The following is a 21,666-nucleotide window of genomic DNA, read 5'->3' as shown; positions in this document are numbered from 1 at the left end:
ACCTTTGAACGACATAACGTGTCTCTTTGTTTGGCGCGAGTTACGAGAACTCGACTAAGATGTCAGCTTGGCAATCAATCTTGAACTTTGCTGCGCTCCCTCCTGCAATCTGTCAGAAAAGAAATCTTTCACCTGGTCAAAATGAGACAAGTAGCCGCTCATGTCTCCATATTCAATAATGGACGCCCATTCCCGCACGGCTGAATGGAACTCCAGATCGTCCGCCCGGATACTCTTGTCATATAACGCTGTCTGTATCGTTTCCTCCAGTAGATCGGCATTCTTAAACAAGTATTCAGCGATACCCAAGCGAAGGCGAAAAGGAGGAGTCTGGCAAATAAGGTTTTCATAAGGGTTTACTCCTAACTGATACCAGGCATCAACCATGGCCAGTAAGCTTAAATGCGAATTCGGCATATAGTCATCAGCCTTTTCAGCCATCTTGAAATCCTTCATAACTTCCGGATCCAGCGTTATAAAGTCCCGCTCCCCGTGAAAAACAAACTTACTTGCAGCATGTATGCGCTCACGAAAAAGATCTTCCTGCTCGCAAATCATCATTTTGAATAGCTCTGATTCAGACTTAGCATACTGTCTTACCTGCTTTCGCGCAAAAGGATTAAGTATGGCGAGCCCGGCATATACGTGTGCCTTATAACTAAAAATACGAAGGGTCGTCAGTATCTTCACATTGTCGATCCCATTTGAATAGGCTCCATGATCCCAGGGATAAAAGCCGGCATTTTTCCATGCAGTACCCATACTTTCAAAACCCATATGCGTTACAGCCTGCGTATCTGCCATAATCTGATCATGCTGCTGATAGTCGGCAACTTCTATGATCTGCGACTCCAACGCCTCAAAAACGTCCAATGCTTTGCGATAAGCCTCCTCAGTCGAGCGATGATTAACCACAATCAGCTTCTGCCCCTCTGTGGAAAACGCTGGACCATGTAATGAGTGGCAGGTTACAATATGTACATCTTCCGGGAGGTACTTCTCGAAAGCAGCAATTTCCGGCGTCTTCACAGAAGTCTGTCCTGATATAATCGACCCATACTTCACCGAACTTGCCGTCTGAGCAACCACCTTTCCTATATTCGATGCCTCCACCGAAAACAGGAGAAAATCAGCAACCCGGGCAACATCATTACTGGTTTGAAGTATGATAACGGTCGTATCGCCAAATTGCTCTTTAAGTGTTTCATAGCGTTCAGGGAGATCGCAACCATAAACAGTAAAGCCCTTCGATGCCCACTTTTTAGCGCATACTGAGCCCATATCCCCTAAGCCGATGATACCGATATTCATACGGTAAATATATGCATAGATTTCAGATCTTATTTTTACAAGTAAGAACTTTAGCCTATTATTGCTAAAGTACCTTATGATTTTTGTACCAATACAACTTTACTTAAACATTAATACCATGAAAAAATCCTTCTTTATTGGTTTATCGCTAACAGGCCTGCTATTATGCGGAGCCTTTAGTCAAACAAATGCCCAGGATACCACCAAAGTAGCGAATCAAACATTAAATATGCAGTACACGGAGATGCTGAGAAAGTCGCGTAACCTCGATGGATACAAGCTGGTTAACCCTAACCGGCTCTCCACGTTTTGGAAAAGCACTGCGGATACCTTGAGAAAGGAAAGAAGAGGACTGGCCGAAGCACGGGCGAAGGTAAAAACCTTAAGCACCTCGCTTGAAAACCTAAAAAGCACATTATCAGCCAGTGAAAAGGAGTTGGCTGAATCAAATGCCAGGCTTAACCAGGTAAGCTTCCTGGGATTCCCGATGGACAAGGGAACTTACAACCTGGTTATGTGGGGAGCAGTAATTGTGTTGGCAATTGCCCTTACCATCTGTATCATTCAATCAACCAGAGCACGAATGGAAGCCAGATATAGGGTCAAACTATTCGAAGAGCTTTCTACAGAATTCCAAACATACAAAGTGAAAGCTAACGAACGAGAAAAGAAACTCGCCCGTGAACTACAAGACGAGCGGAATAAGCTAGACGAACTGGGCTACAGAGGATAACAAAAATAAGAAGGCGGATAGTATACACTAACCGCCTTCTTATTTTTGCGTACTGTTTGTACTTAAACTTTGATTTCAACTTCAACTCCACTTGGCAATTCAAGTTTCATTAAAGCGTCTACAGTCTTTGAATTAGAACTGTAAATGTCAAGAAGTCTCTTGTAAGCACATAATTCAAACTGCTCACGAGCTTTCTTGTTCACGTGCGGTGAACGCAATACTGTGAAGATTCTCTTCTCTGTTGGAAGAGGGATCGGACCACTAACTACTGCGCCAGTCGGCTTTACAGTTTTAACGATTTTCTCAGCTGATTTGTCAACCAGATTGTAATCGTAAGATTTTAATTTAATTCTAATTCTTTGGCTCATCTTTGTTTTTGTTAAGCCCTGCTTAAGAGCTATTGGTTAAGCAGGGCGATTTTATTTTTATTAACCGTTATTTTTAGCGCCTTTTACTTTGGCAATAACTTCTTCCTGAACGTTACGTGGAGCTTCTGCATAATGGTCGAATTCCATGGTAGACGTTGCACGTCCTGAAGTGATCGTACGTAACTGTGTTACATAACCAAACATTTCAGACAAAGGTACATGCGCTTTAATAACCTGGGATCCGGCACGTGAGTCCATACCTAAAAGCTGGCCACGGCGACGGTTCATATCACCGATAACATCACCCATATTTTCTTCTGGAGTAAGGATCTCAACCTTCATGATTGGCTCCATCAGAACTGGCTTACATTTCGGCAATGCTTCACGGAATGCAGAACGAGCACAGATCTCAAAAGAAAGAGCGTCCGAATCGACTGCGTGGAAAGATCCGTCAATCAAACGAACTTTCATATCAGGAAGAGGGTATCCAGCTAACACACCATTAGACATGGCTGCAGCAAAACCTTTCTCAACTGAAGGAATAAACTCGCGGGGAATTGAACCACCCGAAATTTCATTAACAAACTGAAGTCCGCCTTTTTCGAAATCTGGATCAATCGGAGAAATTATAACCTGAATATCAGCGAATTTACCACGACCACCAGTTTGTTTCTTATACGTTTCACGGTGTTGGGTAGTACCTGTGATTGCCTCTTTGTAAGCAACCTGAGGAGCTCCCTGATTAACTTCCACCTTGAACTCACGCTTTAGACGATCCATAAGGATGTCTAAGTGAAGTTCGCCCATTCCTGAAATTACAGTCTGGCCAGTCTCTTCGTCAGTCTTTACGTGGAACGTTGGATCTTCCTCAGCCAGTTTACCAAGAGCCATACCCAACTTGTCAATATCTGCCTGAGTCTTCGGCTCGATCGCTAAACCAATTACAGGCTCAGGGAAGTCCATAGACTCAAGAATAATTGGATTCTTCTCATCACAAAGTGTATCTCCGGTTTTGATATCCTTGAAACCAACTACCGCAGCAATATCACCCGCACCTACATTCGGAATAGGGTTTTGCTTGTTTGCGTGCATCTGGAAGATACGTGAAATACGCTCTTTATTCTGTGAACGGGTGTTGTAAACATAAGATCCGGCCTCAAGGTTACCTGAATACACACGGATAAAGCATAAACGCCCTACAAACGGATCCGTTGCGATCTTAAATGCAAGAGCAGCAAATGGCTCTGTTACATCTGGCTTACGAACAACTTCCTCCTCTGTATCAGGGTTTATTCCTGTAATGCCTTCAACGTCCATTGGTGAAGGCAGTAATTCCATCACATAATCCAACATGGTTTGAACGCCTTTGTTTTTGAAAGACGAACCGCAAACCATAGGAACGATCTTAGCATCAAGAGTAGCCTTACGTAATGCATCCAACACTTCGCGCTCAGTGATTGTATCAGGAGCATCAAAGAATTTTTCCATTAAAGACTCATCGTATTCTGCTACAGCTTCCAACAACTTCTCTCTCCATTCAGCAACTTCCTCTGTCATGCTTTCCGGAATAGGAACTTCTGTAAAGGTCATACCTTTATCATGTTCATTCCATACAATACCTCTGTTGTTGATCAGGTCAACGACACCAGTAAATGCATCTTCAGATCCGATAGGTAACTGCAATGGAACAGCGTGGCTGCCTAACATCTCTCTTACCTGCTTAACTACCTTTAGGAAATCAGCACCTGAACGGTCCATCTTGTTAACAAATCCTATACGTGGTACATGGTAGTTGTTAGCTAAACGCCAGTTTGTCTCAGATTGAGGCTCAACACCATCAACCGCAGAAAACAAGAACACCAACCCATCAAGTACACGCAGTGAACGATTTACCTCTACGGTAAAATCCACGTGTCCCGGTGTGTCAATGATGTTCATGTGATATTTCTGACCTCTGTAAGCCCAGTCAACAGTTACCGCTGCAGAAGTGATCGTGATACCACGCTCCTGCTCCTGTGCCATCCAGTCAGTTGTAGCCGACCCTTCGTGAGTCTCTCCCATCTTGTGGTTAACCCCTGAATAGTAAAGGATACGCTCAGTAGTAGTTGTTTTACCGGCGTCAATATGGGCAGCAATACCTATATTTCTTGTGTATTTTAAATCTCTTGCCATTTTATTGTTTGTGATTCTCTATGACCCAAAAAAGATTACATTGATCTTCAAAATTAATATCCGCCAATGCAATCTTTTTTAAATCTGTGTAATCTTTATATTAGAAACGGAAGTGTGAAAACGCCTTGTTAGCCTCAGCCATTTTGTGCGTATCTTCTTTCTTCTTCACTGCAGCACCTTCACCTTTAGAAGCAGAGATGATCTCTCCCGCTAACTTCTCCATCATGGTCTTTTCACCACGACGACGAGAGTAAAGGATTAACCACTTCATTCCTAAAGCAATCTTGCGCTCAGCACGAACTTCTGTAGGAACCTGGAAGTTAGCACCACCTACACGGCGAGATTTAACCTCTACAGCAGGCATTACGTTGTTCAAAGCTTTTTTCCATGCTTCAAGACCGCTTTCATTAGTTCTTTTTTCTACTAACTCAACAGCATCATAAAAGATAGAATAAGCAACTGATTTCTTTCCGTCGTACATCATGTTGTTTACGAAACGGGTTACCATCACGTCATTAAACTTCGGATCAGGCAGGATAATTCTCTTTTTTGGTTTTGACTTTCTCATTTATATATCCTCCTTTGCTTATTTCTTTTTACCCTTTGCTGGTGCTGCCGCTGCCTGTCCTGGCTTTGGACGCTTAGTACCATATTTAGAACGACGCTGATTTCTTCCGGCTACACCTGAAGTATCCAGTGCCCCACGAATGATGTGATAACGTACACCTGGTAAATCTTTAACACGACCTCCTCTGATCAATACGATAGAGTGCTCCTGCAAATTGTGTCCTTCTCCTGGAATGTAAGCATTCACTTCTTTTCCATTTGTTAAGCGAACACGCGCAACTTTACGCATTGCTGAGTTTGGTTTTTTAGGGGTAGTAGTGTATACACGGGTACACACGCCTCTTCGCTGTGGACAGCTGTCCAACGCTGGGGATTTACTCTTATCCTCCAGAGCTACTCTACCTTTCCTAACTAATTGTTGAATAGTAGGCATTTACGTTTTTTGTTTTTAAATTAAATTTGCTTTACCCTTTGTCCTAAAAAGGAATGCAAAGGTAGTAAGTTTTTTTGATTATCAAGGGGTTGGGTTCAGAAATTCATGCTAATTCTTAACCTTCCATACATTGTTATCTGTATTCACGTCCGGTAAAGTCTGATCAGGGTCAATGGTAACGGATGACACATCTTCTTTCGTAGGATATTGGAACGTCCAGCTCTTGTTCCGCTTCCATATTTCCACCGGCAGTTGCACTCGGGAAACCCCACCACTTTTTAATTTGATTTCAACAACAACAGGCATAACCATTTTCTGCAGATTAGCCACCGTTATCAATATACCATTCGCTGGGTCATTCTTCACATAACTGACCCCTGAAATCGCCTGATCAAGCTTCCAGTTATTTAAAAACCAGCCTCGCCAAAACCAGTTAAGATCTTCCCCGCTCACATTTTCCATTGTCCGGAAGAAATCGTCAGGGGTCGGATGCTTATAGGCCCAACGCTCTATGTAGGCTTTGAAAGCACGATCAAAACGCTCGGGGCCGAGAACATTCTCACGGAGCAATGACAGGGCTATAGCTGGTTTATAGTAAGATAAATAAGCGGTATTTCTTTCTTTCATATTATCCGCACTGGTTACTACCGGCTCCAAAGAAGAATCCATGATCAGCGAAGTCCACTTCTTCATATTCCGTGTCCCCTTGTCGTACTCCCCTTTGTTAAATGCAGCAGTCGACAGCTCGTTTATAAATGAATTTAACCCTTCATCCATCCAGGGATGAAGGCGCTCGTTCGATCCTACTATCATAGGAAACCAGATATGGCCAAATTCATGATCCGTAACACCCCATAAGGCACCGCCCCTGGCACTGCTTCCACAGAAAACAATCCCCGGATACTCCATCCCACCAACATTACTGGCGACATTAATAGCCGTTGGGTACGGGTATTCAGTCCACTTGGCTGAATAGTATTCAATTGATGCCTTTACATATTCTGTCGAACGCCCCCATGCTAACTTACCCGCCGACTCCGCCGGATAAGCAGATACCGCCATCGATGTCCTTCCTTCGGGAAGGTTGATCCGCGCTGCGTCAATCATAAACGACGCTGATGAGGCCCAGGCAACATCCCGTGTATTCTGCATCCTGAAGCGCCATGTTTTGGTTCCATCAACCGGCCTCGACGCATTCCTGGCATCTCTTTCTGAGCGGATTACAACAGGCTTATCACTGCGCTTTGCTGCGGCCCAGGCTTTCTGCTGATCCGTAGAATACACCTCCTCCGGATTAAGCAACTCTCCAGAACAAACAACAACATGATTAGCAGGGGCAGTGATATTCACATCAAAATCTCCATACTCGAGATAAAACTCAGCCGGACCGGTATAAGGCGTCGTATTCCAACCCGAAATATCATCATACACACACATACGCGGATACCACTGTGCAATAGAAAAAATCATTCCGTTCGAGGTCTCCAGGATACCCATCCGGTCTGAACCATAATCAGGGATAATAAAAGAGAATTCGATCTTAAGTTTCAGACTCCCGCCTCCGGCCTTCAATGGCTCCGGAAGCATCAGTTGCATGCGTGTATCATCAATCATGCAGTTCAGCTCCGTCTCCTTTCCGCTTTGATCCACAAGCATTGCAGCCTTGATCGCATAGCCGCCATCAAACTGCTGGCCTTTGTTACCACTCCTGCTTCCTGTTAGCGGAACCGTGCTAAGTCCGCGTGAGCCTGGCTTATAAAGGTTCTGATCCAGCTGAAGCCACAGAAACTCCAGGTCGTCGGGACTATGGTTAGTATAAGTGATCAACTCTGTTGCGCTAATCGTCTTGAGTTGCTCGTTTAACGTGACATCGATAGCATAATCCGCACGGTTTTGCCAATAAGCATGTCCTGGCTTGCCAGAGGCAGAACGATACTGATTCCCTGAACGCGTATAAACTGACCCGCCGAAGGCTTCCGTATAGCTATAGCTGCCCGGATTCTTCTCACCGTCGAAATAACTTTCCGACTGCTGGGCTTCAGCAAAAAATGAACACAAAAGAAGAGAAACAGAAACTAGATTTTTTTTTAGATTCATAAGACATGTACTTCTGACGTCTTAAGCCAACACTAAGCAAAGACGGCAACAATGAACAGATGCAGTAATAATAAATAACGATATATAACTAAACGCCAAAGGCCTCAGCATACCTGGCTTCATCAAAGCCCAGGAGAACCCCATTGCCTGTCTCCACAACCGGCCTTTTGATGATGCTCGTCTTTTCCATCAGAACCGGAAAGGCGGTTTGCGCATCCACCACACGCTGCTGAACTCCAGGATCCAGCTGCTTCCAGGTAGTGCCGCGTTTATTAACAAGCGCCTCCCAGCCAACTACATCCGACCAGACACGCAGGCGCTCTTCATCAATGCCCCATTTTTTAAAATCATGAAACTCATAAGAAATTTGGTGCCCATCCAGCCAATCCAACGCTTTCTTCACCGTACTGCAATTCTTTATACCATATACCTTAACCATACCTATTTATTAAAGCGCGTCATTGTTAATTCAGCACCTACTGTAACAAAACTTTCTATCATCTCTACAGAACGGTCAATCAGCTCCGGTAGTGCGGGTATCTCGTCATCATCAAAGCCACTCAGCACATAATCAACCTGACGCCCCTTTGGATAATTATCCGAAATGCCAAAGCGGAGCCTCGCATAATGGTTAGAACCGCCAAGCACTGACTCAATGCTCTTTAATCCGTTATGCCCCGCACTGCTCCCTTTCGGTTTAATTCTCACCTTCCCAAACGGAATAGCCAGATCATCAACCAGCACAAGCACATTCTCAATCGGGATTTTCAGCTCCTGCATCCAATAATTAACAGCCTTTCCGCTCAGGTTCATATAGGTTGTAGGTTTAATCACATAGACTTTCCTTCCTTTGAACCCAAATTCGGTAAAGTAAGCCAGCCGCATGTTCATAAAACTCACCTCCGCTTTCTTAGCCAGCGCATCTGCAATCATAAAACCAATATTATGACGCGTATCCGCATATTCGTGTCCTATATTTCCAAGACCTACAATCAGGTATTTCATCAATAGTATATTTAATCCAGTAGTGTTTTACCAGCAAAAATATAGTAAAAACTCCTATAAACAGCAAAAGAGGTCACCTAAGCAGGCAACCTCTTTTGCAAATTCAAAGAAGAAAGAGACTATTTACCCTTTGCTGCTTCTTGTTCCGCTTGTCTCAACGCACGTGAAGTTGTTACAGATACGATAGTATCCTCAGGAGTGTTAGTGATGTCGAAACCTTCAAACTTAAGGTCACGAACACGAACAGACTTTCCAACCTCTAATGGCTCAATGCTTACTTCAACATACTGAGGCATTGCACTTGGCAAAGCTTTAACACGAAGCTTACGAAGCTTCTGCACCAGCTTACCACCCATTTTCACACCCGGAGAAGTTCCGGTTAATTTAACAGGGATCTGCATAACCAAAGGTTTGTCAGCATGAAGTTGCAAAAAGTCAACATGTATAACCTGCTCAGTCAAAGGATGAAATTGTGCATCCTGAATAATAGCCTGAGTTGAAGTACCGTCAATCTGAATGTCCACGAAGCTCACATCTGCACTGTAGATCAAATCTCTTAGATCACTTGCTTCTACTGCGAAATGCTTCTGACCTTCTCCACCATAAAGAACTGCAGGCACTTTACCTTCGTAACGCAGTTCCTTTGCGTCGCGTTTCCCTACGTTCCCTCTAAGGGAACCGCTAATAGCGATAGTTTTCATAATATATATTTAGTTATTTGTATTCAAATTTTGATCCACGTTAAACAAGCCGCTTATCGAGCCATGTTCATGAACGATAGAAATGGCTTTAGCAAACAGATCAGCTGTAGACAATACCCGTATTTTGTCAGACGGACGTTTTAAAGGAATAGTATCGGTAACAATCAGCTCAGTAAGAGCCGAGTTCTCGACTGTTTCGTATGCATTTCCAGAAAGTACGGGATGTGAACATACCGCCCTGACACTGTTTGCACCATTGTCCATGATCAGGGCAGCAGCTTTTGCCAGCGTTCCTGCGGTATCACAGATATCGTCCATCAGAACTATATCCTGACCGGTAACATCCCCAATGATAGACATAGACTCAATCTCGTTCGCACGCTTACGACGCTTGTCGCAGATTACTACCTCTGCATTGAAGAATTTGGCGAAAGTCCGCGCACGGTAAGAACCACCCATATCAGGTGATGCAATCGTCAGGTTCTTCAGGCCAAGGCTCTTGATATACGGAACAAAAATCACGGAAGCATCCAGATGATCCACCGGAATATCAAAGAACCCCTGAATCTGGGCTGCATGAAGATCCATTGTCATAATACGATGTGCTCCCGCAGCGGTAAGCAGATTGGCTATAAGCTTTGCCCCGATGGCTACACGTGGCTTGTCTTTCCTATCCTGCCTGGCCATTCCGAAGTAAGGAATAACAACCGTTATATAATGCGCAGAAGCCCTTTTCGCTGCATCAATCAGCAATAAGAGCTCCATCAGATTATCGTAAGGCTGATTGGTGGACTGTATCAGAAAAACATCGCAACCTCGGACGGATTCGTTGAAAGAAGGTTGAAATTCTCCGTCGCTAAAACGAGCTGTAACAACATCACCTAGATCTCTTCCATATGAGCTGGCTATCTTCGCTGCTAACAATGTAGAGCCTGAGCCGGCAAATAACTTAACGTGATTGGGTTGGAATGGCATTTTATTCGTTCGGATTTCGAAACTTATGAGTGCAATAAAGAATTCAATTTCTGATCACTAGAGGTAGAAAAAATCCGGACTTCGAATTAGATGTACTTCTATGAAAACGATCAGAGAATCCGAATTTTTTATGTTGCCCGACCAGGATTCGAACCTAGACAAACGGTACCAAAAACCGTCGTACTACCTTTATACTATCGGGCAATCTTCCATTCTGTAGCGCTTGCTGCGAAATGGAATGCAAATATAGCGTGATTACAGAGATATCCAAAACATTTTTTCGTTTTTGAGGCCATAAGTCGAAATTCCGAAACAACTATCTGTAAATCAAAATAAAAAAATCGTTCCCACTCTGCAGCCTCCCGGCATGTTGCTTCCTTTCATTTGCTCCGATGCATCAAAGACGGTACATAAATCCATAAACCTGAGGCATCAGACTTGGTAATTAAATTCTATTCGTTAATTTCGGGCTCCGTATCGATACTGGTATCTTATATATGAATTACAACAAAATTAACAATCTCTTCGGTTGGCTATGTTTTATAATCGCCACGGCGACTTATGTTATGACCGCGGAGCCGACAGCGAGCTTTTGGGACTGTGGTGAATTCATCGCTGCAGCATACAAACTACAGATCGTCCACCAGCCCGGTGCACCTCTATTCCTCATCCTTCAAAAGATATTCTCCCTTCTGGCTGGCTCAGATGTTACCAGAGTAGCCTATTGGATGAATATTGGATCAGCCGTTTCCAGCGGCGCCACCATTCTCTTCTTGTTCTGGACCATCACGGCCCTGGCCAAAAAAACCTTGTGGAAAAACGGAGAGGAACTAAAACCAGCAACCCTCATCACCATTATTGGTTCTGGATTAGTAGGGGCACTTGCTTACGCATTCTCAGATACTTTCTGGTTTTCAGCTGTTGAATCCGAAGTATATGCTATGTCATCACTCTGTACCGCCATCGTGTTCTGGGCAATCCTTAAGTGGGATTACCATGCCGATGAACCCGGAGCAGATAAGTGGCTCGTGTTTATCGCGTATGTCATGGGATTATCCATCGGCGTTCACTTATTGAACCTATTGGTCATCCCTGCAATAGCATTGGTATATTATTTCAGAAGATATAAAAACCCTACCGCCAAAGGAGCTCTCCTTTCGTTGCTCGCAGGTATTGTCGTGCTTGCCATCGTACAATACGGGATCATCCAGTACCTCGTAAAATTCGCGGCCTACTTCGACCTGTTCTTTGTAAATACTTTAGGGATGGGCTTTGGTAGCGGCGTTCTGGTCTTTGTTCTTCTGGTAGTAGGTGCCCTTACTTATGGCATTATATACTCGATCAAGAAGGTAAAACCTACCCTTAACCTCATTCTCGTCTCCTTTGCCTTTATCGTATTCGGCTATAGCTCCTATGCGATGATCATCGTTCGTGCAAAAGCAAACCCCGCACTAAATAACAGTGATCCCGATAATGCATTCGCTTTCCTGAGTTATCTGAACCGTGAGCAGTACGGCGACCGCCCTCTTCTATATGGTCAGTATTTCGATTCCCAGCCTATTGATTACAAGCAAGGAGATAATATCTACCGCAAGGGAAATGAAAAGTATGAAGTTGCCGGAAGGAAGTTTACAACAGAATACGACCGCAACACTCTACTGCCACGTATGTACAGTGACGATCCTCAGCACGTAGGATATTACCGCGACTGGATGAAACTGGGCGAAAACGAATCCCCAACGTTCACCGACAATCTCGGATTTCTTTTCTCCTATCAGACAGGTTTTATGTACGCCCGTTATTTCTTATGGAACTTCGCCGGCAGACAAAATGATGATCAGGGACATGGAAACTACACTTCCGGAAACTGGATCAGCGGCATAAAACCCATAGACGCTATACTACTGGGGCCACAGGATAACCTCCCTCCCAGCATAAAAGACAATAAAGCGCATAACACCCTATTTTTCCTGCCCCTTATCATTGGCCTGATCGGTGCCTTCTGGCATTTCAAATACAATCAGAAAGATGCAGGAGTAGTTGGCTTACTGTTTTTCTTTACAGGCGTAGCCATTGTGCTATACCTGAATCAAAATCCGCTTCAACCCAGGGAACGTGATTACGCATACGCAGGTTCCTTCTATGCCTTCGGAATCTGGATAGGGCTTGGCGTTGCCGGAATTGCCAACTTCCTCAGTAAAAAGATGTCACCTAAGACAGCCGGAATCGTTGCAACAGTCCTTTGCTTACTGGCAGCCCCGGTGCTGATGGCATCACAAGAATGGGATGATCATGACCGTTCAGATAAGTTCACTACTCGCGACTTTGCGATAGACTATCTGGAATCGTGCGCACCCAATGCCATCCTTTTTACCTACGGTGACAATGACACGTACCCACTTTGGTATGTCCAGGAAGTTGAAGGTGTACGCCCGGATGTTCGCATCGTAAACCTGAGCTTATTGGGTACAGACTGGTACATCCGTCAGATGAAAGATAAGATCAATCAGGCTGACCCCCTTCCATTAACCATGGGGAACGAGAAATTCGTTCAGGGAGTGCGAGACGTAATCCGTTACTACGATTATAAGTTCGCAGAACCTATTGAGATGAAAAACCTGTTTGAAGTATTGACGTCTGACAACGACAACGATAAAGTTCCTATGCAGGACGGCACCAAGGAAAACATCCTGCCGACAAAAAATTTCAGAATCACCATCGATCCGGCACAGGTCCTCGCTACAAAGACCGTAAGCGAGTCCATGAAAGACAGCATCGCAGCTACCATGGACTGGACTTACAACAAAAACTATGTAACCAAGACAGAGCTGGCGATGTTCGATATCCTTGCACACAACGACTGGAAAAGGCCCATTTACTTCGCCGTAACGGTTCCTTCAAGCAACTATATCGGCCTTGACAAATACCTGTACAATGAAGGATTCGCGTACAGACTTCTGCCATTGAAGCAACCGGCAGCAGACTCAACAGCCCAGGAACCGGAGCTTATCAATGCCGACCGCATGTATGATAACATGCTTAACAAGTTTGTGTGGGGCAACATGAAAGGCGCGAAGTATCTCGATCCCGAAACTACCCGCATGATCGGAACCATTATTAAAAGCTTCAATACACTTGCCAGCAAGTTATATGAAGAAGGCCGTGTTGACGAAGCGAGAAAGGTTTTAAACAAATCGCTCGAAGTGGTTCCCGAAAAAAATTACCTTTTCTATTATATTCTTCACAGGTATTACACGGCAGACTTGTTGTACAAAGTGGGAGAAACAGAAAAGGCTAATCAACTGGTTAAACACACCAGCAAATTCATTTCAGATGAGCTGGCTTACGTAGGAGGCCTTTCCGGCAGCCGTCAGCGTTTTGCCATGAACGACATTCAGTTGGGTGTTTCAGTTCTCAATGAGTTGCTCAAGATCACTGAAGCCAATAAGCAAACCGCGCTTCACGCTGAACTGCAAAAGCAGTTTACAAGCCTGCAAGGTTCACTATCTCTGAATTACGAATAGAGAGAATAAAAGCAAAAAAAGGGAAGGCCTGAAAATCAAAAATTTTCAGGCCTTCCCTTTTTGCTTTTATTACGGATTAACTTGATTAAAGAACTAAATATTACCCTTCAACAACCACTCCCATTGAGCAGAACTTCTCAATCCGCTCATTAACTACCGCATCAATATCTTTCGCTTTAAGTCCTTTCAAATCCTCAAGGATTCTGGCCTTCAATGTTGCAGCCATCGCTACAGGATCCTGATGTGCTCCTCCCATAGGTTCCGGGACAATGCCATCTATTAATCCATTCTTCAACATATCCTCGCCAGTCAGCTTCAAACATTCCGCCGCCCGTTCTTTATAGTCCCAGGTGCGCCATAAGATAGCCGAACAGTTCTCCGGTGATATAACAGAATACCAGGAATGCTCCAGCATCAGCACCTTATCTCCGATTCCAATACCCAATGCACCGCCTGATGCACCTTCTCCTATAACCACACAAATTACCGGAACACGTAAAACAGACATTTCCAGCAGATTTCTGGCGATGGCCTCACCCTGTCCGCGTTCTTCAGCTTCAAGACCTGGAAAGGCTCCGGGAGTATCGATCAGCGTGATCACCGGCTTATTAAACTTTTCCGCAAGCTTCATCAGTCGCAAAGCCTTGCGATATCCTTCGGGATTCGCCATACCAAAGTTCCGGTACTGGCGTAATTTCGTATTTGTCCCTTTCTGGTGACCAATCACCATCACCGTCTGACCGCCAATGGAGGCAAAGCCACCAACAATAGCTTTATCATCTTTCACCGTACGGTCTCCGTGTAGCTCAATGAAGTTCTCACACATCATCTCGATATACTGCAATGTATAAGGTCTCTCAGGATGTCTGGAAATCTGAACCTTTTGCCAACCCGTCAGATTAGAATAGATCTGCTCTTTTGCAGCCGCTAGCTGTTGATCCAACTCCGCCAGCGTTCCACTCATATCCACTTTTGTCTTCTCAGCAATTTGCTTAACTTTCTCTATCTGCTGCTGAAGATCAGCTATAGGTTTTTCAAAATCAAAGGATGTAGTCATTTTTCAACAGAATAATTTGTTTTCTTAATGGTGCCGAAGCGAACATGAGCTCATGTCCAACCCAACAAAAAGTAACGTTTTCATTAAACAAATAATCTGGCTAAGGTAGGAAAATACAGCCATAACAAGAAACCAAAACTACTTCGTGCCAAACCTCACCGAAAAAACAGCACCTAGCCCCACTTCGCTTTTAACAGACAGAGAAGCGCCATGTTTTTCGATAAGATCCTTGCAAATGAGCAGTCCAAAGCCCGTTCCCGACTCCTTATGTGTCCCTTTTGTGGTGAAATAACTCCTGCTCAACACTTTTTGCAGTACTTCTTCGCTCATTCCGATTCCGCTGTCCTCAACATGAACCGTTATGCCCTCTTCCACTGTCGCATAAATCCGCACATAACCTTTCTCAGTAAACTTAAGCGCATTCGTGAGCAGATTCCTAAATACAACTTTTATCATTTCACGGTCGCCTGAAATAGATAGTTCTGCATGGATGTCGTTAATTAACGCAATATCTTTCTTTGCGGCAGATATCTCTAACTCATGGCAGAGACTGTCAATTAAGGGTTTCAGATCAATAACTTTAGATTCCAGCGGTGATCCCGACATCTGTCCCTTAATCCAGAACAAAAGATTGTCAAGCAAGGTCAGCGATTTTACATATTGCGCATCAAGATCTTTCAATAACTGACTAAGCTCGGCAGGACTGAGGTAATTCCCTTCCACCAGATCCAGAATCCCTTTCGTGTTCGACAAGGGTGTACGAAGGTCATGACTTACAATAGACAGAAGTTTATCCTTCATCCGGTTTGATTCCTCCAAACGTTCGTTCTGCTCCGTTATAGCGCTGTTCAATTGGTTAAGGGCCAGCACATGCTTCTGAATAACGTCGTTCTTATCCATCAGCTCCTTGCTGTATGATCTTGCACGTCTGTAGTTTTTATACCATAGTATCGTCAGCAGGATGAGTGTAAACAAGCCCGCAGAGACAACGCCCAGAACAACATTTGAATACGTAACTCGCTGTTGTGCGTTCACAATTTTCTTTTGAAACACAAACCTCTCCTGCTCTTTCTCTTTCAGAATCTCAAGAAAATTCATGGAATAAAATTTTTCCCGCTCGGCAAGGTCATCCTGCATATCAATCAGCATGTCCTGATAGGCTACCAGTTCCGTCAGATCCGACCTTTTCCGGTAAATGTCACACAGACCTTTAAGTGACTCGATCTGAAGATGCGCCGCAGATATGGACCCTGCAGCCCGTAATGCTGACTTAAATAAATCAACAGCTCCATCATAATCACCCCCGGCTATTGCAAGCCGGGCAAGTTGATTTCTGTTAAGTGCGATTCCGTATGCATCCTTCGTCTTGATGTCAACCGCAAGCGAAGCAAGGAAGAAATCCCTGGCCGTTGCCAGCTTACCCATCTTTGTATTTAAAAGTCCCAGGTTATGATTAGACTTCTTCGTACCATAGGTATAACCCAGCCTACTGCTAGCTTCTCTGGCCTCATTGAAATAGCTTCTCGCTGAATCAATACGCCCCGATGCCATTTTCACCAACCCAAGACTGTTCCACATATTCACCAGATCTTCATCCAAACCCAGGATGCTGTAATATTTTACAGCAATCGTATATAACCTTTCAGCCTCAGGATAGTCCCCGCTTTCCATCAACGCGTTTCCTATTTGCTGATTGGCCTTAGCAATATGAAGCGAATCTTTAATTTTCGTGCTGATATCGAGCGATTTATAGTACAACGTCAACGCCCGTTTGTGATATCCGTTCTGATGGTAAATTCCGGCTTCTGTCAGTAAAGACGAGGCCATCCCCTTATCATAACGATATAACTCGGCGAGATAGGATGCCTTGTACACAACATCAAGTGCTCTCATCACATCATTCTTCTTTATCCGGAAAGCCACCTCGTTCAACGAATCGATAGTGCGGTAAATACCCGTATCCACCGCGCTAAAGTCCATAGACTTGTCAGGATTATCCCTGCCGCAGCCGCCGACCAAAAACGCCAGCAGCAAGGTATTAAAAAGGAAAAACGACCTGATAATCATATAAATCAGCCTGCAACATGTGTGTACTCCAGATATATCATCACCGCCTTTATATCCGTAAAGGAAACCTTTTCTCCGAGGGCCATTTTAACATCATTCATCGACTCAGGATTATTTTCCGAAATGTAATCTGATATGAGCTTTATCTTTCCCTCCGATACAACTTCGTTAATTTCAACCTGACCGCTTCCAATAAAATGCACCAGGTGCCCTTCTATTGTATTAACCGTCAATCCCCTTTCGGATGCAATTTGACTCACAGACTTACCTGCGCGAAGCATCTCCAAAGATACATCCTTGGTATCAAGCTTTTGTTTATGTTCTTTTAACTTGATTTGCATAGGATGCCGGTCGATGCCTTTCCTATCACAATACGTGGATATCAATTCCAAAATCTCTTTTCCAAACGCCTTCACCTTTGTCTTCCCAATACCCTTGATGCTTTCCAGCTCCTGCAGGGTCGAAGGCAGCCGCTCAACCAGTTCGATCAGCGACTTTTGCGGCAGAACGATATAAACCGGAACATGCTTGTCTGCGGCAAGCTCGTTGCGCCACTTCCAAAGGCTGGAGTATAACTCTGCATGCACCGTTCCTTTCACGGAAGGCGTCTTCCGGGTTGCCGGAACCACTTTCAATGCCGCCTCGTAATCAATATCAGCATCTGCCTTTGCTTTCAGGTATCCGATTGTGTCAAATCCGGTAACACCATAATTAAATACCATCACCTTAATATGGGTGGCCTTTTGCAGTCGTCCAAAAACGTCTGTCAGCGTTTTCTTCAGTGCCTTGTTGTCTGTTTCCAGGTCAAACTTTTTCAGCTCCTGCTGCAGAACTGAACGCACTTTCGAAACGAAATAAACGCACGCTTTTTTTACCCGGTCCTGCAGCTGCTCATATTCTTCAGGAAGCTTATCCTCCTGCAGAAGATTTCTGAGCTGTCGTTCAAATGACTCTGCTACCTTATAAACGTCCTTTTCAAGAGCCTGGCCCATGGCGAGCACATCGTCGGCAAGAGAAGGCACCAGTACCCGATCATTCTCCTGAACGATTCGCTGCAGCTGGAAAAAAGCTTGCTTGATCTCCCTGAAGTCAAACAGGTCAAATAGCAGACTCTGCTGAAATGCGATCTTCGAAAGATTCAGCTGGTCCTGATCGGGCTCGTTATCACTCGCATCACGGGTATAAGCCGCAATCGCCCCATCCGTTTTCACGCTTCCGGAGGAAATCGCGGAGCTAAGGACCATTCCTTCAAAGCTCTTGCAACGGCTTAAGGCAACATATACCTGACCATGCGCAAATGCCGCATTTGCGTCAATGATAGCACGTTCAAAAGTCAGACCCTGACTCTTATGTATCGTAATAGCCCATGCCAGCTTAAGAGGAAACTGAGTAAACGTACCAATCACCGTTTCTTCCACTTCCCTGGTAGTGGGGTTCAGATTATATTTAATGTTTTGCCACTCAGCCTTCTGAACAGGAATCTCGGCCAGGTCACCCGGACATTTCACGTAGATCAGGTCAGCAGTCATCCGGACAATTTTCCCAATCTTTCCGTTGTAGAACAGCTTATCCCTCGAAGTATCGTTCTTAACAAACATTACCTGGGCACCCGTTTTTAGTTCCAGATCGATCTCCGTAGGATAGGCAAACTCCGGAAATTCCCTGTCAACGACAGCGGCGAACTTTTGCGCCTTCTGATCAATCTGAAGCAGCTTCCGAACGTTGATATCCTGTGCAGAACTATTATGTGTCGTCAGAGTGATATAGCCTTCTTCGTCAGACGGATTAAAGCCTGGTAGGTAACGCTCATTCAGCTTCTCCAGTACCGAAGCGTCGATACGGTTATCACGGATACTATTTAGCAAACTGATAAAACGGGTGTCCGACTGTCGGTAGATATGTTTCAGCTCGATACTTACCGGAGATGTCTTCTGCAAAGCCTTGCTATTGAAGAAATACAAATTGGGATAATAATCCTTTAGTATCTGCCAATCCTCCTGCTTCACAACTGGTGAGAGCTGGTGAAGATCGCCGATCATCAGCAGCTGAATACCACCAAAAGGCTTGGAGTGATTTTTATATCGCCGGAGGACTTCATCAATTCCGTCGAGCGTATCAGCCCTGACCATACTGATCTCATCTATAACAAGAAGATCCAGGCTTCTGATGAGATTGATCTTTTCCTTATGAAATCTGTTTGCGTTAAATGAGGTATTCCTCTTTTGGGGACTATCGTTGCCGTCTCCCGGGATAAACGGACCAAAAGGAAGCTGAAAGAAAGAATGGATGGTTACTCCTCCCGCATTGATAGCTGCCACGCCCGTTGGCGCAACGATAGCCATACGTTTCACTGAGTCTTTTTTAAGACGGTGCAAGAAAGTTGTCTTCCCTGTCCCTGCCTTACCTGTTAGAAAAATATTTTTGTCAGTGAAGCGTACAAAATCAGACGCCAGTTGCAATTGAACATTGCTTTCCATAATAAAAACAAACTTTTATTCTCCGGGAAGAAATTGAGAGCGTGCAATATAGGCAATTTTAAATTTATTCCAGGTGTTCCGTATCTTTGCAACCTAATTTCAAATTTATGACTAAAGGGTTTTTCACTGTACCAGCACCGATCAACGAACCGGTGTTGAACTATAGTCCGGGTAGCCGGGAAAGGTCTCTTTTGAAAGAAGCGATCAACCACGCTTATTCAAAACAGACCGACATTCCCATGTATATTGGAGGGCAGGAAATCAGAACCGGACAAAAGGTTGAAATAAAACCTCCACATAACCACCAAGCCGTGATCGGACACTATCATAAGGGAGACAAGACCCATGTTCAGCAAGCGATCGACGCGGCACTTGCAGCTAAAGCAGACTGGGAGAAAATGGCCTGGGAGCAACGTGCTGCAATATTTCTGAAGGCCGCAGACCTGATTGCCGGCCCTTACCGATATCAAATCAATGCAGCGACCATGCTTGGCCAGTCAAAGAACGCCTACCAGGCGGAGATCGATTCAGCCTGCGAGCTAATTGACTTCCTGCGTTTCAATGTGCAATACATGACGGAGATCTATGCTCAGCAGCCGATATCATCACGCGGAAGCTGGAACCGCGTCGAACAACGCCCGCTTGAAGGCTTTGTATTCGCATTAACCCCCTTCAACTTCACCGCAATATCCGGAAATCTTCCAACCTCTGCAGCATTGATGGGAAACGTTGTCGTTTGGAAACCTGCCAACACACAGATCTACTCGGCGCAGGTGATCATGCAAGTATTACAGGAGGCAGGCCTGCCGGCCGGTGTCATCAATCTCGTTTACGTATCCGGCCCTGATGCCGGCGATGTGATCTTTCAGCATCCCGACTTCGCCGGAATTCACTTCACCGGATCAACAGGCGTGTTTCAGGATATCTGGAAAACAATCGGTAGTTCCATCCATAAATACAAAACATATCCGCGCATCGTTGGCGAAACCGGAGGAAAGGACTTTATCCTGGTGCACCAGTCGGCTAATTTAGAAGTAGCCAATACCGCCATCGTAAGGGGCGCATTCGAATATCAGGGACAGAAATGTTCAGCCGCTTCCAGGGTTTATATCGCTAAATCCATCTGGCCTGAACTGAAGAAGATGATCGTACGCGATCTGGCGAGCCTGAAAGTAGGACCCGTAGAAGATTTCAGCAACTTCGTCAATGCTGTAATCGACGAGAAATCGTTCGATAAGCTTGCCTCTGCCATAGATAAAGCCAAAGCTGACCCCGAATCAGAGATCATTGCAGGCGGAAGCTACGACAAATCAAAAGGTTACTTCATTGACCCTACCGTTATTGTCAGCCAGAACCCCTCATCTGTTACCATGTGCGAGGAATTATTCGGCCCGGTACTTACTCTTTATGTATACGAAGACGAGCAGCTGGATGAAACCCTGGAGCTGATCGATAAAACATCGATCTATGCCCTTACAGGTGCCGTCATTGCTTCCGACCGCTATATCATTGAGAAGGCAACTGTTGCATTAAGAAACGCTGCCGGTAACTTTTATATCAACGATAAATGTACAGGGGCAGTTGTGGGCCAGCAACCTTTCGGCGGAGCCCGGGGATCGGGAACAAACGACAAAGCCGGTTCCATGATCAACCTGCTGCGCTGGGTATCTCCCCGCACGATCAAGGAAACGCTTGACCCTGCCAGAGATTACAGATATCCCTTCCACCAGGAAGGTTAACATACAGAAAGGCTTCCTAAATACAGGAGGCCTTTACCCGATATTCCACTTTACATTTTAATTGAGCGTGACCAATTGGCGAACTCATGCAAAAGCTTTGCGAGGTAAAGCAATGGGTGGCTTATTTTTTACGAAACGCTATCTTCCTACCTATAAGCATTGTGGCCGACGGTAATTTTGCTTCGCGATCCGAGATTTTTGACCCTGACAGTTTCGATATGCGCTTCTCCAAACTCCTCAGCAACCTGTTACCGTCATAGCCCATTTCCTGCATCTTCATGTAGCGATCCGGGTAGGCCTCTATGCTGAGGCGGATAGGATCTGCCGCAATGGAAGCCGGTTGTGCGGACTGATAAGCCGCGATAATGGCGCAGGGACTGAAGCCTTTGCTGTTCAGCAGGATGTATTCGCCGGTATGCCCTACCTGGTCATACATCAGC

General features: G+C 44.9%; 16 protein-coding genes, 1 tRNA gene and 1 pseudogene. 3 read left to right on the top strand and 15 right to left on the bottom strand.

The features are described from left to right. Positions 1-54: 54 nt before the first annotated feature. Positions 55-1,311 carry an NAD(P)-binding domain-containing protein gene (locus ACKI5J_RS19195; protein WP_407431440.1) on the bottom strand — a complete coding sequence of 419 codons (1,257 nt, stop codon included), beginning with the start codon at positions 1,309-1,311 and terminating at the stop codon, positions 55-57. Positions 1,312-1,429: 118 nt separating this feature from the next. On the opposite strand from ACKI5J_RS19195, the gene ACKI5J_RS19190 reads away from it, so the two are divergent. Then, positions 1,430-2,044 carry a hypothetical protein gene (locus ACKI5J_RS19190; RefSeq protein ID WP_407431438.1) on the top strand — a complete coding sequence of 205 codons (615 nt, stop codon included), beginning with the start codon at positions 1,430-1,432 and terminating at the stop codon, positions 2,042-2,044. A 62-nt stretch (positions 2,045-2,106) separates the two neighbouring features. Here ACKI5J_RS19190 and rpsJ read toward each other — a convergent pair whose 3' ends face one another. The 10 genes from rpsJ to ACKI5J_RS19140 all read right to left on the bottom strand — a co-directional run bounded on the left by rpsJ (position 2,107) and on the right by ACKI5J_RS19140 (position 10,566). Beyond that, on the bottom strand, positions 2,107-2,412 hold the full coding sequence (gene rpsJ / locus ACKI5J_RS19185) for a 30S ribosomal protein S10 (RefSeq protein WP_016197132.1): 306 nt from the start codon (positions 2,410-2,412) through the stop codon (positions 2,107-2,109). A gap of 60 nt (positions 2,413-2,472) precedes the next feature. After that, positions 2,473-4,584 (bottom strand): elongation factor G, encoded by a 2,112-nt coding sequence (gene fusA / locus ACKI5J_RS19180; RefSeq protein ID WP_407431436.1) that lies wholly within the window; start codon positions 4,582-4,584, stop codon positions 2,473-2,475. Between the two features lie 100 nt (positions 4,585-4,684). After that, on the bottom strand, positions 4,685-5,152 hold the full coding sequence (rpsG, locus tag ACKI5J_RS19175) for a 30S ribosomal protein S7 (protein WP_106294583.1): 468 nt from the start codon (positions 5,150-5,152) through the stop codon (positions 4,685-4,687). An 18-nt stretch (positions 5,153-5,170) separates the two neighbouring features. Then, positions 5,171-5,584: a 30S ribosomal protein S12 gene (gene rpsL, locus ACKI5J_RS19170; RefSeq protein WP_079717716.1), complete on the bottom strand. Its 414-nt coding sequence runs from the start codon at positions 5,582-5,584 to the stop codon at positions 5,171-5,173. Positions 5,585-5,692: 108 nt separating this feature from the next. Next, positions 5,693-7,681 carry a M1 family metallopeptidase gene (locus tag ACKI5J_RS19165; protein WP_407431434.1) on the bottom strand — a complete coding sequence of 663 codons (1,989 nt, stop codon included), beginning with the start codon at positions 7,679-7,681 and terminating at the stop codon, positions 5,693-5,695. Positions 7,682-7,769: 88 nt separating this feature from the next. Then, positions 7,770-8,120 (bottom strand): ArsC family reductase, encoded by a 351-nt coding sequence (locus tag ACKI5J_RS19160; protein ID WP_407431432.1) that lies wholly within the window; start codon positions 8,118-8,120, stop codon positions 7,770-7,772. 2 nt (positions 8,121-8,122) lie between these two features. Further along, on the bottom strand, positions 8,123-8,686 hold the full coding sequence (gene pth / locus ACKI5J_RS19155) for an aminoacyl-tRNA hydrolase (RefSeq protein WP_407431430.1): 564 nt from the start codon (positions 8,684-8,686) through the stop codon (positions 8,123-8,125). 119 nt (positions 8,687-8,805) lie between these two features. Next, positions 8,806-9,387, bottom strand: coding sequence for a 50S ribosomal protein L25/general stress protein Ctc (locus tag ACKI5J_RS19150; protein WP_407431428.1), 582 nt, complete (start codon positions 9,385-9,387; stop codon positions 8,806-8,808). Positions 9,388-9,396: 9 nt separating this feature from the next. Further along, positions 9,397-10,362 (bottom strand): ribose-phosphate pyrophosphokinase, encoded by a 966-nt coding sequence (locus tag ACKI5J_RS19145; protein WP_407431426.1) that lies wholly within the window; start codon positions 10,360-10,362, stop codon positions 9,397-9,399. Positions 10,363-10,495: 133 nt separating this feature from the next. Next, positions 10,496-10,566, bottom strand: a tRNA-Gln gene (locus tag ACKI5J_RS19140). A gap of 293 nt (positions 10,567-10,859) precedes the next feature. Between ACKI5J_RS19140 and ACKI5J_RS19135 the strand changes: the two genes are divergently transcribed. Continuing rightward, positions 10,860-13,886 carry a DUF2723 domain-containing protein gene (locus ACKI5J_RS19135; protein ID WP_407431424.1) on the top strand — a complete coding sequence of 1,009 codons (3,027 nt, stop codon included), beginning with the start codon at positions 10,860-10,862 and terminating at the stop codon, positions 13,884-13,886. 100 nt (positions 13,887-13,986) lie between these two features. On the opposite strand, the gene ACKI5J_RS19130 is transcribed toward ACKI5J_RS19135, so the two are convergent. From ACKI5J_RS19130 to ACKI5J_RS19120, 3 genes are all read right to left on the bottom strand, one after another. Beyond that, positions 13,987-14,943, bottom strand: a complete 957-nt coding sequence (locus tag ACKI5J_RS19130) for an acetyl-CoA carboxylase carboxyltransferase subunit alpha (protein WP_407431422.1) — start codon at positions 14,941-14,943, stop codon at positions 13,987-13,989. A gap of 138 nt (positions 14,944-15,081) precedes the next feature. Then, positions 15,082-17,010 carry a tetratricopeptide repeat protein gene (locus ACKI5J_RS19125; protein ID WP_407431420.1) on the bottom strand — a complete coding sequence of 643 codons (1,929 nt, stop codon included), beginning with the start codon at positions 17,008-17,010 and terminating at the stop codon, positions 15,082-15,084. A 5-nt stretch (positions 17,011-17,015) separates the two neighbouring features. After that, the gene (locus ACKI5J_RS19120) at positions 17,016-19,487 is read right to left on the bottom strand and encodes a helix-turn-helix domain-containing protein (protein WP_407431418.1); all 2,472 of its coding nucleotides are present in this window, start codon (positions 19,485-19,487) and stop codon (positions 17,016-17,018) included. A gap of 107 nt (positions 19,488-19,594) precedes the next feature. Here ACKI5J_RS19120 and pruA point away from each other — a divergent pair, with 107 nt between their 5' ends. Beyond that, positions 19,595-21,226, top strand: a complete 1,632-nt coding sequence (gene pruA / locus ACKI5J_RS19115) for an L-glutamate gamma-semialdehyde dehydrogenase (RefSeq protein WP_407431416.1) — start codon at positions 19,595-19,597, stop codon at positions 21,224-21,226. A gap of 121 nt (positions 21,227-21,347) precedes the next feature. Here the strand turns inward: pruA and ACKI5J_RS19110 are convergent. Then, positions 21,348-21,666 (bottom strand): annotated as a pseudogene (locus ACKI5J_RS19110) (hypothetical protein); the annotation flags it as partial.

The organism is Arcticibacter sp. (assembly GCF_045629565.1).
GTDB lineage: Bacteria > Bacteroidota > Bacteroidia > Sphingobacteriales > Sphingobacteriaceae > Arcticibacter.
The sequence above is the reverse complement of the archived record's forward strand: the minus strand, read 5'-3'. Positions and strand labels throughout refer to the sequence as shown.

Bases quoted from the DNA above. Each gene is read 5' to 3' on its own strand.
- ACKI5J_RS19195 (WP_407431440.1), bottom strand. From the start codon at position 1,311: ATGAATATCGGTATCATCGGCTTAGGGGATATGGGCTCAGTATGCGCT.
- ACKI5J_RS19190 (WP_407431438.1), top strand. From the start codon at position 1,430: ATGAAAAAATCCTTCTTTATTGGTTTATCGCTAACAGGCCTGCTATTA.
- rpsJ (WP_016197132.1), bottom strand. From the start codon at position 2,412: ATGAGCCAAAGAATTAGAATTAAATTAAAATCTTACGATTACAATCTG.
- fusA (WP_407431436.1), bottom strand. From the start codon at position 4,584: ATGGCAAGAGATTTAAAATACACAAGAAATATAGGTATTGCTGCCCAT.
- rpsG (WP_106294583.1), bottom strand. From the start codon at position 5,152: ATGAGAAAGTCAAAACCAAAAAAGAGAATTATCCTGCCTGATCCGAAG.
- rpsL (WP_079717716.1), bottom strand. From the start codon at position 5,584: ATGCCTACTATTCAACAATTAGTTAGGAAAGGTAGAGTAGCTCTGGAG.
- ACKI5J_RS19165 (WP_407431434.1), bottom strand. From the start codon at position 7,681: ATGAATCTAAAAAAAAATCTAGTTTCTGTTTCTCTTCTTTTGTGTTCA.
- ACKI5J_RS19160 (WP_407431432.1), bottom strand. From the start codon at position 8,120: ATGGTTAAGGTATATGGTATAAAGAATTGCAGTACGGTGAAGAAAGCG.
- pth (WP_407431430.1), bottom strand. From the start codon at position 8,686: ATGAAATACCTGATTGTAGGTCTTGGAAATATAGGACACGAATATGCG.
- ACKI5J_RS19150 (WP_407431428.1), bottom strand. From the start codon at position 9,387: ATGAAAACTATCGCTATTAGCGGTTCCCTTAGAGGGAACGTAGGGAAA.
- ACKI5J_RS19145 (WP_407431426.1), bottom strand. From the start codon at position 10,362: ATGCCATTCCAACCCAATCACGTTAAGTTATTTGCCGGCTCAGGCTCT.
- ACKI5J_RS19135 (WP_407431424.1), top strand. From the start codon at position 10,860: ATGAATTACAACAAAATTAACAATCTCTTCGGTTGGCTATGTTTTATA.
- ACKI5J_RS19130 (WP_407431422.1), bottom strand. From the start codon at position 14,943: ATGACTACATCCTTTGATTTTGAAAAACCTATAGCTGATCTTCAGCAG.
- ACKI5J_RS19125 (WP_407431420.1), bottom strand. From the start codon at position 17,010: ATGATTATCAGGTCGTTTTTCCTTTTTAATACCTTGCTGCTGGCGTTT.
- ACKI5J_RS19120 (WP_407431418.1), bottom strand. From the start codon at position 19,487: ATGGAAAGCAATGTTCAATTGCAACTGGCGTCTGATTTTGTACGCTTC.
- pruA (WP_407431416.1), top strand. From the start codon at position 19,595: ATGACTAAAGGGTTTTTCACTGTACCAGCACCGATCAACGAACCGGTG.